The organism is Bacillus sp. LQ16, assembly GCF_057784645.1.
This window is the reverse complement of the sequence record NZ_CM173491.1, coordinates 1,905,487-1,921,935: the sequence shown is the minus strand read 5'-3', so window position 1 is coordinate 1,921,935 and position 16,449 is coordinate 1,905,487. Positions and strand designations below refer to the sequence as shown.

Here is a 16,449-nt window from a genome sequence, read left to right as displayed (position 1 = left end):
GATTGAATGACTCCTCTCTAATATCATATATTAAATATATTTTCAAGATCTTCACTCGAGAGGTTTGCCGTTTCAAAATCAGATGGAGTGAATTCAACCTGTCTTCTCTGGCAACAATGTTGAATCAAATCTCTCAATTGATTCATATACTCTGTGAAAAATTGGGATATTGTTTCTTGTTTAAATTTATTTTTGCTGTACGTAATCGACAAATTCAACTTTTTATCTACTGTATACGCAACGATATCTAACAAACAATCCATCTCATTTTTATCGCTGTTATCTTGACCGGAATTTTCATACGCAAACTCAAAAATCCCATTGGAAAATGTAGCATTAAAATCACCTAAATAGTTAAAACGAACATGCTTTCGAGATTCGCAACTTAATTCCTTCGAAATATACTTTAAAACTCCATAATTTAGACCTTTATTCGGAACGCCACGCAATTGCTCTTTTAATTGTTTAATTTGTTGTGATATATCTGTATCCTCAAACTGTAACCGAATTGGAAATAGACTCGTAAACCATCCAATAGTTCTCGATACATCGATTTCATCATTTAATTCTTCACGCCCATGCCCTTCAATTTCAATAATCACATCATTTGTTTTAATATACTTAGCCATTACCAATGATAGCGCTATAAGCATTAGCTCATTACCTTTTGTTCGATAAGCTTCATTTGCTTTTTGTAACAGCTGCATAGTTTCTTCTTCTGTTAACTTCTTAATCATTTTCTCGCAAAATTCCATACGATCCAATCCTAAATCAAAATCATTAAATGATTTCTCTTCATATTGATATACATGCTCCCAGTATCGCTTTTCTGATTCTGAAATTTGTTTACTCATTCTCTTCAACTCAATTGCCCAATCCTGTACCGAATTATCTTTTGGCGGCAAAGACGTTTTCTCCTTATTTTCTATCTGTTTATATAATTGATTTATATCTTCAAAAATAATTCGCCACGATATACCATCAACAGCTAAATGATGAGCTGTCATCAATATTCTTTTACCGAAATTACCTAAATCAAATATACAAACTTTAAGAAGAATTTCATTTTCAATATTAAAACTTGATTTCAACATTTCTCCAATACTAGCAATACGAACATTTTGTTCCGATTCCGATAATTCAGATAAATCGAACGATTCTATTTTTATCTTTTTATTGTAATTATTTTGATTATAAAATAATTCCTTCGTTTCCATCCGATAATTCAAGCGAAAAGCGTCGTGATGACAAACTAATAAGCTAAATGCCGATTCAAGTATCCCAACCTCAATGTCATCCTTTACTTTGACTAACACCGACTGTGTATAATGGTTTATATTGTTCAAATCTTTCGAAAAAAACCATGCGATAGATGGTATCGTTTCAATACTACCAACACATTGTTGATTACTCTTCTGCTCTTTTGTGCTATTCATTTCTAAATATAAAACCATATCTTCAATAACCGGATTAGCCAAAATATCCTTTGTTTTTATTTTAATCCCTTTCTCACGTATCTTAGAAGAAATTTGAATTGCTTTTATGGAATCCCCGCCTAGATGATAGAAGTTGTCTCTTATACTTACTTTTTCAACATTTAATACTTCACGTATAATACCTACTAAATCACTTTCTATCTCGCCCTCAGTTTTTTTCTCTATTTTAATTTCAGGTTTCGGCAAAGCCTCTCTATCCAGCTTTCCGTTAAACGTCAACGGTATTTCTTTCAATACAATAAAATACGAAGGAATCATATAAACTGGTAAGATTTCTTGTAAGAATCTAAATAGTTCGGATGTCTTCACCTTAACATTCTCAATATAGTAGGCACAAAGATAGCGATTTCCATCATAATCCTCTTGATCAATCACTACTACTTCCTTAATGCTCGGATGTTTTTGCAAGTTTATTTCGATTTCTTTTAGTTCTATACGGAACCCACGAACTTTTACTTGATCATCTTTCCTTCCCAAATACTCGATTTTATCTCCTTCAATAAATCTAGCTAAATCACCCGATTTATACATCTTCTCTTTTGCCGAATATGGATTTACAATAAATCTCTCTCGTGTCAAATCCTGATTGTTAAAATATCCTCTTGCAACACCCTCCCCAGAGATATAAATTTCTCCAATCCCCCCCATTGGTACTGGGCGAAGATCGGAGTCCAGCACATATATCTTCATATTTTGTGCAGGTACACCAATAGGAACAGATATCCCTTTATCTTTTTCAATATCGAATTGATGAATCATACATCCTACAACTGTTTCTGTGGGCCCATATTCATTATATATTTTTGTTTCTCTACCTAATTTTTTCTGTATGCTTACGGCAAGGTTTACTGTTAAGTTTTCTCCACCAACAATAATTTTTTTAATTGAACACTCATTTATTTCTAAATCTTTCAATAAATTAAGATGAGATGGAGTTAATTTAATAATACTTGCTTTTTTTTCTTTAAATATCTTATATAATACATATTCGTTTTCATCAGCAGGATAAATAATAATCTGATTACCACTAATTAATGGGGTAAATATAGTTGTAACAGTAAGATCAAAAGCAAGAGATGAATACAATGGGAAAACTTCATTTTCACTTGCACCTACATATACTTGCTTTGCCCAAGAAATATAATTAACCAATCCTTTCTGTTCAATCATTGTACCTTTAGGGTTTCCCGTAGAACCCGATGTATATATGATATAAGCGAGGTCAGTCGGCTCACTTCTATTTTTAATATTAGAAGTATCTCCCATATAAATATGAGCTGAATTTATATGGATAACCTCAATCGCATACAAAGAGAGATCCCATTGATGCGAAATATCAAAATTAGTGAAAAGAATATTGATATCTGAATCTTGCAGCATATAATTGACCCGTTCAGATGGATATTGTGGATCAATAGGTAAATATACCGCTCCCGCTTTTAAAATCCCTAAAATTCCAATAATCGTTTCTAGAGAATGCGTAGTTGATATTCCTATCACTGTACCTTTTGTTACATTTTTCTTTAATATATATCTCGCTAATTGATTAGATCTATCATTCAATTCACGATACGTAAGTTCCTTATCTTCCAAGCAAATTGCAACTTTATCTGGTGTCCTTTCTACTTGTTCTTCAAAAAGCTGATAGATTGTCTTGTTCTTTGGATACCCCCTATTCGTTGCGTTAAATTCATATATCAATTTATTCCACATATCTTCTGGTAAAATTTCTAATTCCATCAACTTTTTATTAGGTGATTCCAACATCTGATTCAGTAAATGACTGATTCCAAGATACATTTGTTCAATTTGCTTTTCTGTATACATATGATCCTTATAATCTATATCTAGATTAAATCCTCCTAATCTAGACCATTCTCGAATAATCAATTGAATTGAATAAATCTGATTCCTATTGTAAAATTCTTCATTTTCTATTGGTGTACCATTAATTTCAGTAGGAAGTTTTGTATTGTAATAGTTAATACATGTATCAAATAAATCACCATATCCCTTTTTCTTTAATTCCAAATCTTTCACCAATACATCATATGGATATTTTTGATGATAATAACAGCGAACCAATTCACGATTAATGCCTTTTATAAAATCTAAGACTGTCATTTCACTATCAACAGTATGACGAAATGGCATAGTACTTGTTAACATTCCCACAATATTTTTTTCATTTTTCCCCGCTCGATTAAGTACAGGCATTCCAATAATTAAATCATCCTGCCCATTTACTTTATTTAAGTAAATATAATATAGGGCAACAAAGAATGCGTACACAGAAACATTTATGCCAGTAGCAAATTGTTTAATTTCATCCGATTGGTTATTTGTTAAAGAATATGTTTTTCTATTTGCCTTTGCACAATCTACTTCGTTCTTCCGCTTCACAGTTGGGAGCTTACTAAACTTCTCATTCCAAAATTTTTTATCCTTCATAAATCTTTTTGAAGTTAAATACGATTCTTCCTTCTCAAGGCAATACATATAGGTACTATTAAGCTGATCTGTTATTTTTTCACCTTTCAAAAATTGAGTGTATGCATTACAAACCTGTTCAGTTAAAAGATTCATAGACCAACCATCAGAAATTATATGATGGACCTTAACGAAATATCCCCCTTCTTTAGTATCTCGTAATTTGAACAAAGCAAAATCAAATAAGTGTTGCTCATTGATATCGAAAGGTTTTGCAGCTTCCTGCTGAACCCAGGCATCTAAATCCTTCTGACTATTAAAAATAGTATATCGTACTTGATATTTATGATATTCCTCCACATATTGATGAACCTTCTCATCCGATTCTACAAATCGATGCCTGATTCCATCATTTTGTTTTATAAAATAATTAATTGCTTTCTCAAGGCAAACAAAATCCACTTCTCCTTGTATCTTTACTGTTCCCCCAATATTATGCAATGGCTGATGAGGATTAATTTTCTCCATATACCAAATCCTTTGTTGAGGATGAGTTAGTGAAAAATATTCTCTATACTTCAAATTATCACCACTTTATATTTAATATTTTTTGAAATAATTCACTTTTTGACCATATCTAATCATTTTTTTAGTCATTTCATCCGTAATATTATTCCATACAAAACCCGTTTTTCTTAACAGCATATTCGTTTTATCCCCCGTTATATGAAATAATGTTTGTTCGACATCATTAAATGTTTTCAATTCATCTCCTATACAATGCAGCTGTAAATTATATATATCAGATGCATGTTGATTAGCTTGTTTTTCATCAAAGATATAATCTATAAATTTTTCAATTGAGGTTTCTTTTACGTCTATGTCTAATCCATACGTTGTTAAAAGAGCTGATAAGCTTACATAGTTAGGATTGAAAATGTGATGAGTCTCATTCATTAATTCTTTTTTATTGAACAACTTAATAATTGCCTGACTAACATCATCCACACATGCAAAGTCTATATCTCTTTCCATTTCTGGAACCAATCCAATTCTTATATATGATTTCATCATTGAGTATAATGCATTCTGCTCTATGTTTTCTTGAAACCTTCCTGTTTTAGAATCAAAACCGATGTTTCCCACTCGAAAAACATTTACATTTATCCCCTTATCCCTCGTTTCCAGTACAATCTTTTCAGCTTCTAACTTTGTCTTTGGATAAGGATTTTCAATAATTTGCCCTAAATCATTATCATACTCTGTATACAATACGTCTTCTTTATTCTTTACCACACCAGAAGCTACAGCCAATGTAGAAATATGATTCACATCTTTCTTTACTCCCTTAACAGAAAAATCAATTACATTTCTCGTGGCTAGAACGTTTGCTTCATAGGATTTTTCATATTTCCCATAATGACTAACACTACCTGCTGAATGTATAATACATTGGATTGTTTCACTCAAATATTGATAGTTCGGCAGATCTAAACCCATATATTTTTTTGTCAGGTCGCCACTATATACAAAAATTCTTTTCTTATACTTATCATAAAAAGATGTCCCAAAATAAGAGCAAACTTTTTCTTTAATGCGATTTTCTGCTTTTATACAATTGTCACTTCTTATAATTAAATGTACATTGCAATCTAATTCAGTTAATAAATCATGTAATAAGTAAACGCCCAAATATCCCGTGCTTCCTGTCAATAGAACTTCCTTATAGCCGACTTGGCAAGAAAGGTTGATTCCGTAATACTTTTTGTTTCTATCATCATATAAACTTCGTATCGCTATGTCTCCTCTTATCTTCTCCTCCATCAACCGATGCCTTTCTCCTCTAGCAATCAGATAAGTTGCTAATGCATCTGGAATAGTCTTCTCCTTTTTATATGTCATATGTTGCGCTAAATCAGAGACTCTAGGGTATTCAAATAAATGATTAATAGAAATATCAAAATCCTTCTGCAAACTCGAAACAACATTGATAGCCGTTAGTGAGCTACCTCCTAATTCAAAGAAATCATCATGGATACTAACTTGTTTTACTCCCGTAACTCTTTTATATGATTCTATAATTTTCCGCTGTTTATCATCTTTCGGAATAATATTCCCCTTTAGCTCTTCTACATAGTCGCTTTGCGATAAAGGGGACCTCTCTTCCATTTCAATATCCTTAGAGAGGCTAAAGAACTGTCGTTCAAAAGGATACGTAGGGAGCGGAACACGATATCTTCTTTCTTGCGAAAAATACTTGGACCACTCGATCTTCACGCCATGAATATGCAACTTACCAATACTTTGAAGTAAGTACTTGTCATCACAAGTTTTTTCTTTCGGATGCCTTACAGTATTTACAATCGGGCAACTAGATTCTCCTTGAGTATGTTGTCTAACAAAACTGCTTAATGTTCTACCTGGTCCAACCTCCACAAAAACATTTTCCCTATCCGATAGTAGATGCTTAATTCCCTCAGAAAATTTCACTACATGTCGCAGATGATTCACCCAATAATCTGCACTTTTTGCTTGTTCTTCCGTAATCCATCCTCCTGTAAAATTGGATATAAACGGTATTTTAATGTCATGGAAATTAATTTCTTTTAACTTCTTTCCATAGATATCTAAAATTGAGTCCATCATGGATGAATGAAAGGCATGGGAAGTTGCAAGTTTTTTAAACTGAAAACCTTTCCTAATCAATTCCCCCTCAAAAGTATAGATTGCCTCATCAGAACCTGAAATTACGCATGATATTGGACTATTCACAGCGGCAATAGATACATCTTGATTCATTAGTGGTAAAATTTCATTTTCCGAAGCCATTACACTTATCATGCTTCCTTTAGGTAATTGCTGCATTAAGGTCGCCCGCTCATACACCAACTGTAGCGCTTGCTTTAATGAGAACACACCCGCCAAACAAGCAGCCACATATTCCCCTATACTATGTCCAATCATGCCGTCCGGATAGATGCCCCATTCCATTAGTGTTTTTGCTAATGAGTATTCAAAAATAAATATTGCAGGCTGAGTATTAGATGTTTGATTTATATCATCTCTCATTCTAGCGTCTAGGTCCTTTGGGTATAAGACTTCCTTCCAATCAATCCCACTAATCTCTTCTAAAATCTCGCAACAAAGATTCACTTCATCTCGAAATCTCTTCTCTTCTTTATATAAATCCAATCCCATATTTACATATTGCGCCCCCTGCCCGGGAAACATGAAAATTATTTGCTTGCTACCGCCATCACAAATATTAGTTTGAACCTTAGCAGAATTTTGATTAAAAAGTTCTTGCTTCGCTTCCTCTATATCCGAAACCACTAATGCTCTTCGATATTTTAAATTTTTCCTTCCATTTAAAAGTGTATAAGCTACATCAGCCAAATTTACATTATTGTTATGATTTAAATATTCAGCCAACCTTTTAGTTTGCTCTTCAAGAGATTTTTTCGTTTGTGCAGAGAAAGAAAGTAATTGATATCTCCTGCTCTGTTCCGAAGCTTCTCTTTTGGGAGGCTCCTCAAGTACAACATGGGCATTTGTTCCCCCCATACCAAATGAACTTACTCCCGCTCTTAAAGGAAACTGTGGGTTCTTCCATCCCACCAATGTATCCTGTACATAAAATGGACTATTACCAAAATCAATTTTTTCATTTGCTTTCTCGTAATTAATACTTGGTGGAATCATGCGATGCTCTAAAGCAAGTACAGTTTTTATCAAACCTGCTATACCTGCAGCGTTATCAAGATGTCCAATATTCCCTTTAACCGATCCAATACCACAAAAGTTATTCTTCTCTGTATTAAACGCCAACTTCAAAGCTTCAACCTCAATTGGGTCACCTAGCATTGTTCCCGTACCATGAGCCTCTACATATGATATACTTTCAGATTCTACCTCGGCCATGTGATGAGCTGCTCTAATAACAGCAGCTTGTCCCTCTACACTTGGCGCATTAAAACTAACCTTATCAGCGCCATCATTATTTATTGCGGATCCTTTCACAACAGCATGGATGAAATCTCCATCGACAATCGCATCCTCCATACGCTTCAAAACAACAATTCCCGCTCCATTTCCATTGACCGTTCCTCTAGCATTAGCATCAAAAGGTCTACAGTGTCCATCTGGTGAAAGAATCATACCATCCTTGTATAAATATCCTCTTTTCTCAGGTAATGTAAGTGAAACTCCTCCAGCCAAAGCAATGTCACAATCTCCACTTAATAGCGCTTGACATGCCAAGTGCACAGCAACCAACGAAGATGAACATGCAGTTTGAACTGTATAACTAGGGCCTCTCAAATTTAATTTATGTGATAATCTGGTACCGAAAAATTGAGAACCATTTAAAAATTCCGCTTCTTTGACAAAGTCTTTCGCTCCATGATATACCGTTTCTAACCAATATAAGTTTGTTGCTGCTCCAATATAAGTACCAATTAAACCATTAAAGGTATCCGGAAAGTAAGCACTACTCTCTAATGCCTCCCAAGCACACTCGTGCAAAATTTTCAGCTGTGGATCCATTACCTCTAATTCCCTAGGTGAGTAATTAAATAATTTATTGTCGAACCATTCTGTTCCTGTAATAGCCCCACCAGCCTTTATATAATTGGGATTCTGGATTGTTTCTAGATCAATTCCTCCTTTCTGTAACTCCTTATCTGTAAAGAAAGTTACCGATTCTACGCCATTCCTCAAATTTTCCCAGAATTCATTTATAGTATCTCCACCAGGAAATCTGCAAGACATTCCAATAATAGCAATCTCTATACCATTTCTTATCGGTTCCTGTGCACTATCCTTCATTCGAATCCCTCTTTCTTTGACGTCTCTGTTTCAACCTATTTTTCGATTCCTTTATTACCTGAACTCTATTTGAGTTCATTTCTTCCTGTACCCTGCTCTCAGCAGTCATCTTTAATTGCTGGGATAGAGAATAAATTGTAGGATATCTAAATAGCATCATCACAGTTATGTCAATGTTCAAATCATTTTTCAACCGTTCATTTACTTGAATAATATTCAGTGAATTCCCACCAAGTTCGAAGAAATGATCATAAATACCGACCTGATTTACCCCAAGTACCTGTTTCCAGATTTCCGCTATCATTTTTTCTAGATTCGTTCCAGGTGCCATATAAGTAGTACCTAACGATATATAATTCTCATCATCCCTTTCTTGCAAGGCTCTTACGTCGACTTTGTCGTTATTCGTTAAAGGCATACTCTCTAATTGCACAAAATGTGACGGAATCATATATTCAGGTAACTTATTCCTCAAATAATTCCTTAATTCTGTACTGGTAACCTCTTGGTTTGCAATTAGATACGCACACAAATAGCTTTCATTACTTTGATTTTGTTTTGCAACAACAATTGCATTCTCAATAGATTTATGATTTAAAATATGGTTTTTTATTTCATCTGGCTCTACTCGGACTCCCTTAACCTTTACCTGATGGTCAATCCTTCCAATATACTCGATGTCTCCATTAGGAAGCCACCTTGTAAGGTCTCCCGTTTTATACATTTTCTCACCTGGAATAAATGGATCCGATATAAATTTTTCATCTGTCAAATCTGACTTATTGATATATCCCCTTCCTACACCTGCTCCAGCGATATACAACTCCCCAGTCACACCAATAGGTACAGGATAATAATCTTGATTTAAAATATATGCCCTATAGTTACTTAGAGGTTTACCTATTGGTATGCTCGAACTCTCTTCATTTTCATGACAAATATAGTATGTTGAAAAAATTGTCGTCTCGGTTGGACCATACAGATTAATAATCATCTCAGCATTAACAGTACTCTTTAATTGATTATAAAGACTCTTTGTAAAGACCTCACCGGCTACAAGAACATATTTAAGCGAGTGACTTGTAACAATATTATCTATTAAAACTTTCAAATGGGTAGGTACAGCACCCAAGGCATTAATTTTGTTTCTCTCAATAAAGTTCCACATATTTCTTGGCTCAACGATTAGCTCTTCCTCAGGAATATATAACCTCCCCCCAGAGAGAATCGGGAGAAGAATTTGTTGAACAGAAACATCGAATGTGATTTTCGCTAGTAATAAATGATTCATTTCTTGATTAAATTTTAATTTTCGAATGAGTCCTATCAACTGATTCACAATATTTTTGTGTTCGACCATAACCCCTTTAGGGTTACCAGTTGTTCCAGAGGTATAAATTACATATGCCAAATCTTCGGGCTGGTTTATGCTTTCAAGATGACAACCATCTTCTTTACAGTTTATTTCATCATCCAACCTAATTACTTCCTGTTCAAAAGTAAATCGTTCCTTCATATTATTTCTGGCCAGAACCAACTGACAATCACTGTCTCTCAAAAAATATTTTATCCTGCTTATTGGAAGAGTGGGATCAATCGGCAAAAATGCCCCTCCTGCTTTTAGCACACCGAGAACTCCTATGACCATTTCTAAGGAAGGCTCTGCAATAAGTCCAACAATACTATTTCTTTGCACTCCCTTTTTTCTTAAGGTGCGGGCCAGTTGATTTGCCCTTGCATCCAGTTCAGAGTACGTTAGTGTCATCTCTTTATATACGATGGCATTTTCTGATGGATTTTCTTTCACTTTCTGCTCAAATATCTCATGCACCGTCATTTGATACGAATATTCATCCGTCGTATTATTAAATTCATAAAGAATAGTTTTCATCTCTGCTTCAGACATCATCTGAATATCTTGTAATGGTATATCCATCTTTTTGGTAATCTCATCAAGTAGATAAATAAAATGTTCTGCTAATCTTTGCACTGTATCCTTCTTAAATATATCCTTACGATACCTCCACTTAAAATGCATATCTTCATTAATTTCTAATACATGAATGAACATATCAAATTGAGTCATACTACTTTCAAAGGGGAATTTATGGAAAGTTAAATCCCCTGTATCCTTAAAGAAACACTCATCATTATCCAAAGAAAACATAATATCAAATATTGGATTTCTCCCTGTATTTCGATAAACATCAACTTCATTTACTAACAATTCAAACGGATATTCTTCATAATCAATGGCTTTTATTGTATTATCCTTAACTTCATCCAGAAAATTCAGAAATGTTTTTTCGCGACACGGGAAATTCCTTATTACTACCGTATTCACAAACATACCAATAATCTGTTCCAAACCTGGACGAGATCGGCCAGCTGTAGGGGTTCCAATCGTAATATCTTCTTTACCCGTATATTTTAAAAACAATACATTTAAAGCAGCAAGTAGCACCGTATATAGGGTTGTCCCATTCTCCTTCGCTATCTTTTTCAAACGCTTTGTCAAATCATATCCTGCCATAATTGATACATAATCACTATCATAAAGTTGCACCGGGTGTCGTGGATAATCTGTATTTAACTCTAGCAATGGGGGTTCCTCTTTAAATATATTTAGCCAATACTTTTCTTTACTCTTAAAATCATCAGACTGAAAAAACTCTCCCTGCCATACTGCATAGTCTCTATATTGTAATTTAACCGGAGGCAAGTCTTTGTTTAAATAACTATCATAAAATTCCTCCATAATTATGTCCATCGATATACCATCAAAGACAATATGGTGAGCATCAGTTAACAGTAAATGCTTATTTTTTCTGATTTTAATAACTTTGACTTTAAATAGAGGCGGTTGTTCCAGATTAAAAGGTGTAGTAAACCCATGTACATACTCCATTAATTCTTCTTCCGATGCTTCAACGATATCAACAATAACCTTTAATGTAGGATGTACATACTGCACCACTTGTCCATTGATGAATGAAAACGATGTACGTAAAGATTCATGACGATCAACAAGATGTTGGAAAGCTCTCACCAACATATCATATTCGAGATTACCCTCTATGATTGTCCCAGATGGTAAATTATAAGCTACTGAATCACGATTAAGTTGCCACATAATAAATAGCCTTTTTTGCTGTGATGAAACAGGGTAGTATTCTCTTGCTTCAACAGGTAATATAATTGAACTTTTATGTTGTTCCCCATCCAGTATTAGAGTTGTAAATTCTTTTATAGTTGGATTTTTAAACATTTCACTTAATTGTATATTCACGTCAAATTCTTGGTTAACTTTCAATATAATCGAAGCAGCATTTAAAGAATGCCCACCTAACTCAAAAAAATTATCATACACTCCTATCTTTTGAATATTAAGAACATCTCTCCATATATGGGCAACCTTTTTTTCCAATTCACCTTCTGGTGCAACATAGTCGAAGTCTGATACTGGATCCAAGTTGGACACCGGCAATGCTTTACGATCAATTTTCCCATTTTGATTGAGTGGCATTTTTTTCAGTTGAGTGAAGTAGGTTGGCACCATGAAATTCGGCAAACTTTTAATAAGGAAATTTCTTAATTCTGAGTTTGTTATATTCACATTGGCAACAAAATAAGCACTTAATACTTTCGTACCGAAAGTATCTTCGATTGCAACAACAACAACCTCATCTACATCTGGATGCTTCATAAGACAAGTCTCTATCTCCCCAACTTCTACCCGAAACCCCCTTATTTTCGTAAGATTATCTTTTCTTCCAATAAATTCAATATTCCCATCAGGCATCCACCTTGCCATATCTCCTGTTTTATAAACTTTTTTTGGAGTGATTTTCGGAAACTCTACAAATTTTTCTCTCGTTAAATCTGGAGCATTATAATACCCACGTGCCAATCCAATCCCAGCAATACACAGTTCTCCCGTTATACCAATAGGTACAAGATTCATCTCTTGATCAACAATGTATATTTCGACATTATTAAGAGGCTTTCCGATTGGAATCACCTTTAATTGTTCTATCTCTTGATTACTAATTCTATAGAAAGAGGCTAAATCCGTGCATTCCGTGGGACCATACGTATTTATAATTTCGCCCTTGAAATTTATTGATTTAACTAAAGGTTTGAGTTTTTTACAATTTATCGATTCACCACCTAAAAAAATACGCTTCAACGTGATTAACCTACTAAAATTAGTTCTCTCATTATAATCAACCAATGGATAAAAACCACTTGGGGTACAATTAACGCTCGTAATTTTATGAATATTTATATAATCAGACATTTTATTGTAATCATACATACCCGACTCAAAAAGGTGCAATCGCCCGCCTTTTATCAATGGAGCAAATAAATTTTTATGCGCTGTATCGAAACTAATTGGGGCAATTAATAATACATTATCGGTTGGATTCATATCAAATTCATTGGTATACCAGTTGAGCAAATTCATAAATGAATTTCTTTTCACCATAACTCCTTTAGGGTCACCAGTGCTTCCAGATGTATAAAGAACATACATTAAGCTCTCTAATGGGATTTTCAATTCTAAATTCCCACTCATTTCTATAGGTGTACCGTCTCCCAAAGTTGTATCTATATCAACAAATCTAGTGTTTTCATTTATAAAATTAAATTCATTATTGCTGCACTTCAAAATGATATCTACATTAGAATTACTTAAAAGATAATTAATTCGTTCATTTGGATAGTTTGGATCAATAGGTAAATATGCAGCTCCTGCCTTTAAAACACCTAATATACCAATTGGAAGTTCAAGCGATCTATCTAACATAATTCCTATTACAGAATCTTGTTCAACTCCTAATTCAACTAATTTATGTGCTATATGATTTGCTTTTATATTTAATTCCTCGTAAGTTAAATTTTGATTTTGGTAAAAGACTGCTAGCTCATGTGGACTTTGAGCTACTTGAAATTCAAATAAGTCAACAACAGATTTATCCTGAGGAAAACTTGATATTGTGTTGTTAAACTCATTTAGAATACGATTTCTCTCATTGGATAAAATGTCGATTTCAGAGAGCCTTATACTCGGATTAGCTACTACAGCTTTTAACAAATGAGTCAGTTGATCTATAACTCTTCCAATTAAGTCTCCTTCACTTTCTTTACAAGTGATACAACACTCTATTTTATTTCCATACCATTTAAAATTAAAGACGGTATCTGCATTTGTATAATGATTAGAACTATTATGTTGAATATTTTCAAACTGTATGACTGTACGAGGATTCAGTTTATTAGAACTTGTATTCTCATCTCCTAAAAGTTTTGCTAATCGCTTATGCGATACTTTCTGATTTTTATTTGCCTCTGTAATGTTTTGTTGTACTTTTAATAGAAGCTCTTTAAATGTCATATTACTATGGACATTACTTCGTATAATCAAAAGATGATCATAATATGCTGTACCAGATTTTGATTGAATTACTGGCGTTCCAATAGAAACATCTTTACTATCCGTGTATATTGAGAGTAAATATTTCACACTAGCAATCAAAATGATAAACATTCCATATTCAGAATGATTACTTATTTCACTAATTTTATGTGATATGTTTTCTGACAATCTATATGTAAATAATTTTTCTTCCTGATTTTTTACACCAACTTTTTTATTAAAATTTACAAAACTACTCATTTCTAAATCCGTTGATAGTTGATCCAACCAAAACTTCTCCTCTTTAGTTAACAAATCTGTATTATAAACATCATTGCTCATAATAATCTCCTCTCCCAACCAATGTTGAATTAATAAGATTTATAATATCAATGTAATTTTCATTAATAAAAAAGTGATCTCCTGGATAGCCATAAACAACCGTATCTCTCGAAGTAAACTCACACCATTTTTTCATGTATTCCTCAGTAACATCATCCACCTTACCGTACATTGCAGTAATACACGTATTTAACTTATACAATTCATTACTGAATTTGTATTCTTCTATCAATTTAAAATCAGATCTTAAAATTGGGATAAATATATCCATTAACTGTTGATTATTAAGAATCTCTTTTGGAGTACCATTTAAATTTAATATCACATCTTTAAATTCTTTTTCTGGTAAGTTAGACACTTTTTGTTCTCTAATAAAATTGGGAGGCTTTACACCTGATAGAAAAATATGCACAGGAGCATTGAGATTTCTACTTTCTATTTCCTTACAAAGTTCATAAGCGATAAGTCCTCCCATACTGTGACCAAAAAACGCGTAATCACAATTACCTACAACTCCATATATATATTCTAATATATCACTAACAGCATGATTCATATCATCATAACAATCTTCTTGAAATCTTATACCCCTTCCTGCGTATTGAATTGGTTTTAATTCAATACTAGGATGTAAATAATTTTTCCACTTACTATATATCGAGCCAGATCCACCAGCATAAGGGAAACAAAAAAGCATCGTATTATTCATATGCTCTCCTTTCCTATAAATCAAAATTATTTACTAAATTTTAAAAGGCTCTATAGAACTTAATTAGCCACCTAACATCTCCCAATTTCTTTATTAATCTAGCTCCCATTTATATTTTAGGGTGCAATCAGGAATTATCTTTGGTAAACCATTAAATTTCCATACAGCCTATGCTAGCACAACACGTATAATTATCTATTTCCTTTTCACTTTATTCCAAAATGGTATCCGTCCTTGTATATCATCTATTACAGAAGAAAATCCTGGTGCAGTGGAAAAAAAGAACCCTGTACAATGATGCGCTTTTTGATATTCTTCATCCTTCATTAAAATAAGATGGGCCTTCTTTATGTTAAAGTGTGGAACAGCCGGGAACAGATGATGTACCAAATGGTATGAGTTTCTATGAGGATGTATGAGAAAGCGCTCAAACCAATTCCCAAAAGAATTTCTTGATGCAAATATCTCATTTTCTGATTCTAGTCCTGCATGTTCGGCCATTTCAGCCCAATATTTTAGCATTTGAAAAGTTGTTAAAAACGGAACTACCCAAAATAAAATCAACTCTTTCCAGAAACCGAAAACAATTGAACAAATAATGATAGCGCCCCAATATAGAGTCCTGATTATTTGATCAAATCTAGGTTCCTCTTTTGCATATGCTGTTACTTTGATCATTCCAATCAAATAATTTGGCACATGTACTAAGAACAAAGGCTTTAAGCAATGCTGAATAAAAAATTTCAGTTTATTTTTAGTCGGTTTATCTAATCCAACAATTTGATACCTTTGCTTATCAGGGTCTATCTCACTCCATAAATACCTGTGGTGATTCATGTGACTCTTACAATATGCTTTATAAGAAATCATTATCGGATAAGCAGCAAATAAACACGCAACCCACTTATTTAATTTACGATTTTTAAAAAGCATACGATGACTTGACTCATGCATCATAATATCAAGGCCACGCATACGGCTACCAATGATAACAATACTAATCAAATACATCCACATAGTTGGGATAAAATAATTCAAGGCAATTACTAAGGACACAATACCCCAATCTAATCCTATGGCAAAAAAATTATACCAATTGTTGGTTTTTTGTAATTCGCGAATTTCCAAGTTGATTTCTTTCGAAAAACGATGCTTCTCTAACTCTTTCTTTTGACTTTCCCCTAAATCGGTAGTTCCTCTAATCATGTTATTAACTCCTTTATATA

Annotated in this window: 5 protein-coding genes; all 5 read right to left on the bottom strand. The window is 33.4% G+C overall.

What is annotated here, in order from left to right:
• Window positions 1–23 precede the first annotated feature (23 nt).
• Entirely contained in the window at window positions 24–4,508 is a 4,485-nt protein-coding gene (locus tag AC3EMB_RS09715) for an amino acid adenylation domain-containing protein (RefSeq protein WP_488517654.1), read from the bottom strand.
• Between the two features lie 18 nt (window positions 4,509–4,526).
• The gene (locus AC3EMB_RS09710; RefSeq protein WP_074562337.1) at window positions 4,527–8,753 is read right to left on the bottom strand and encodes a type I polyketide synthase; all 4,227 of its coding nucleotides are present in this window, start codon (window positions 8,751–8,753) and stop codon (window positions 4,527–4,529) included.
• Complete coding sequence (locus AC3EMB_RS09705; protein ID WP_488517653.1) at window positions 8,743–14,514, bottom strand: amino acid adenylation domain-containing protein; 5,772 nt, start codon at window positions 14,512–14,514, stop codon at window positions 8,743–8,745. Before AC3EMB_RS09705 ends, AC3EMB_RS09710 begins: the two co-directional genes overlap by 11 nt.
• On the bottom strand, window positions 14,504–15,223 hold the full coding sequence (locus tag AC3EMB_RS09700) for a thioesterase II family protein (RefSeq protein ID WP_074569218.1): 720 nt from the start codon (window positions 15,221–15,223) through the stop codon (window positions 14,504–14,506). Before AC3EMB_RS09700 ends, AC3EMB_RS09705 begins: the two co-directional genes overlap by 11 nt.
• Window positions 15,224–15,418: 195 nt before the next feature.
• Window positions 15,419–16,429 (bottom strand): fatty acid desaturase family protein, encoded by a 1,011-nt coding sequence (locus tag AC3EMB_RS09695; protein ID WP_088025310.1) that lies wholly within the window; start codon window positions 16,427–16,429, stop codon window positions 15,419–15,421.
• Between the last annotated feature and the right edge of the window lie 20 nt (window positions 16,430–16,449).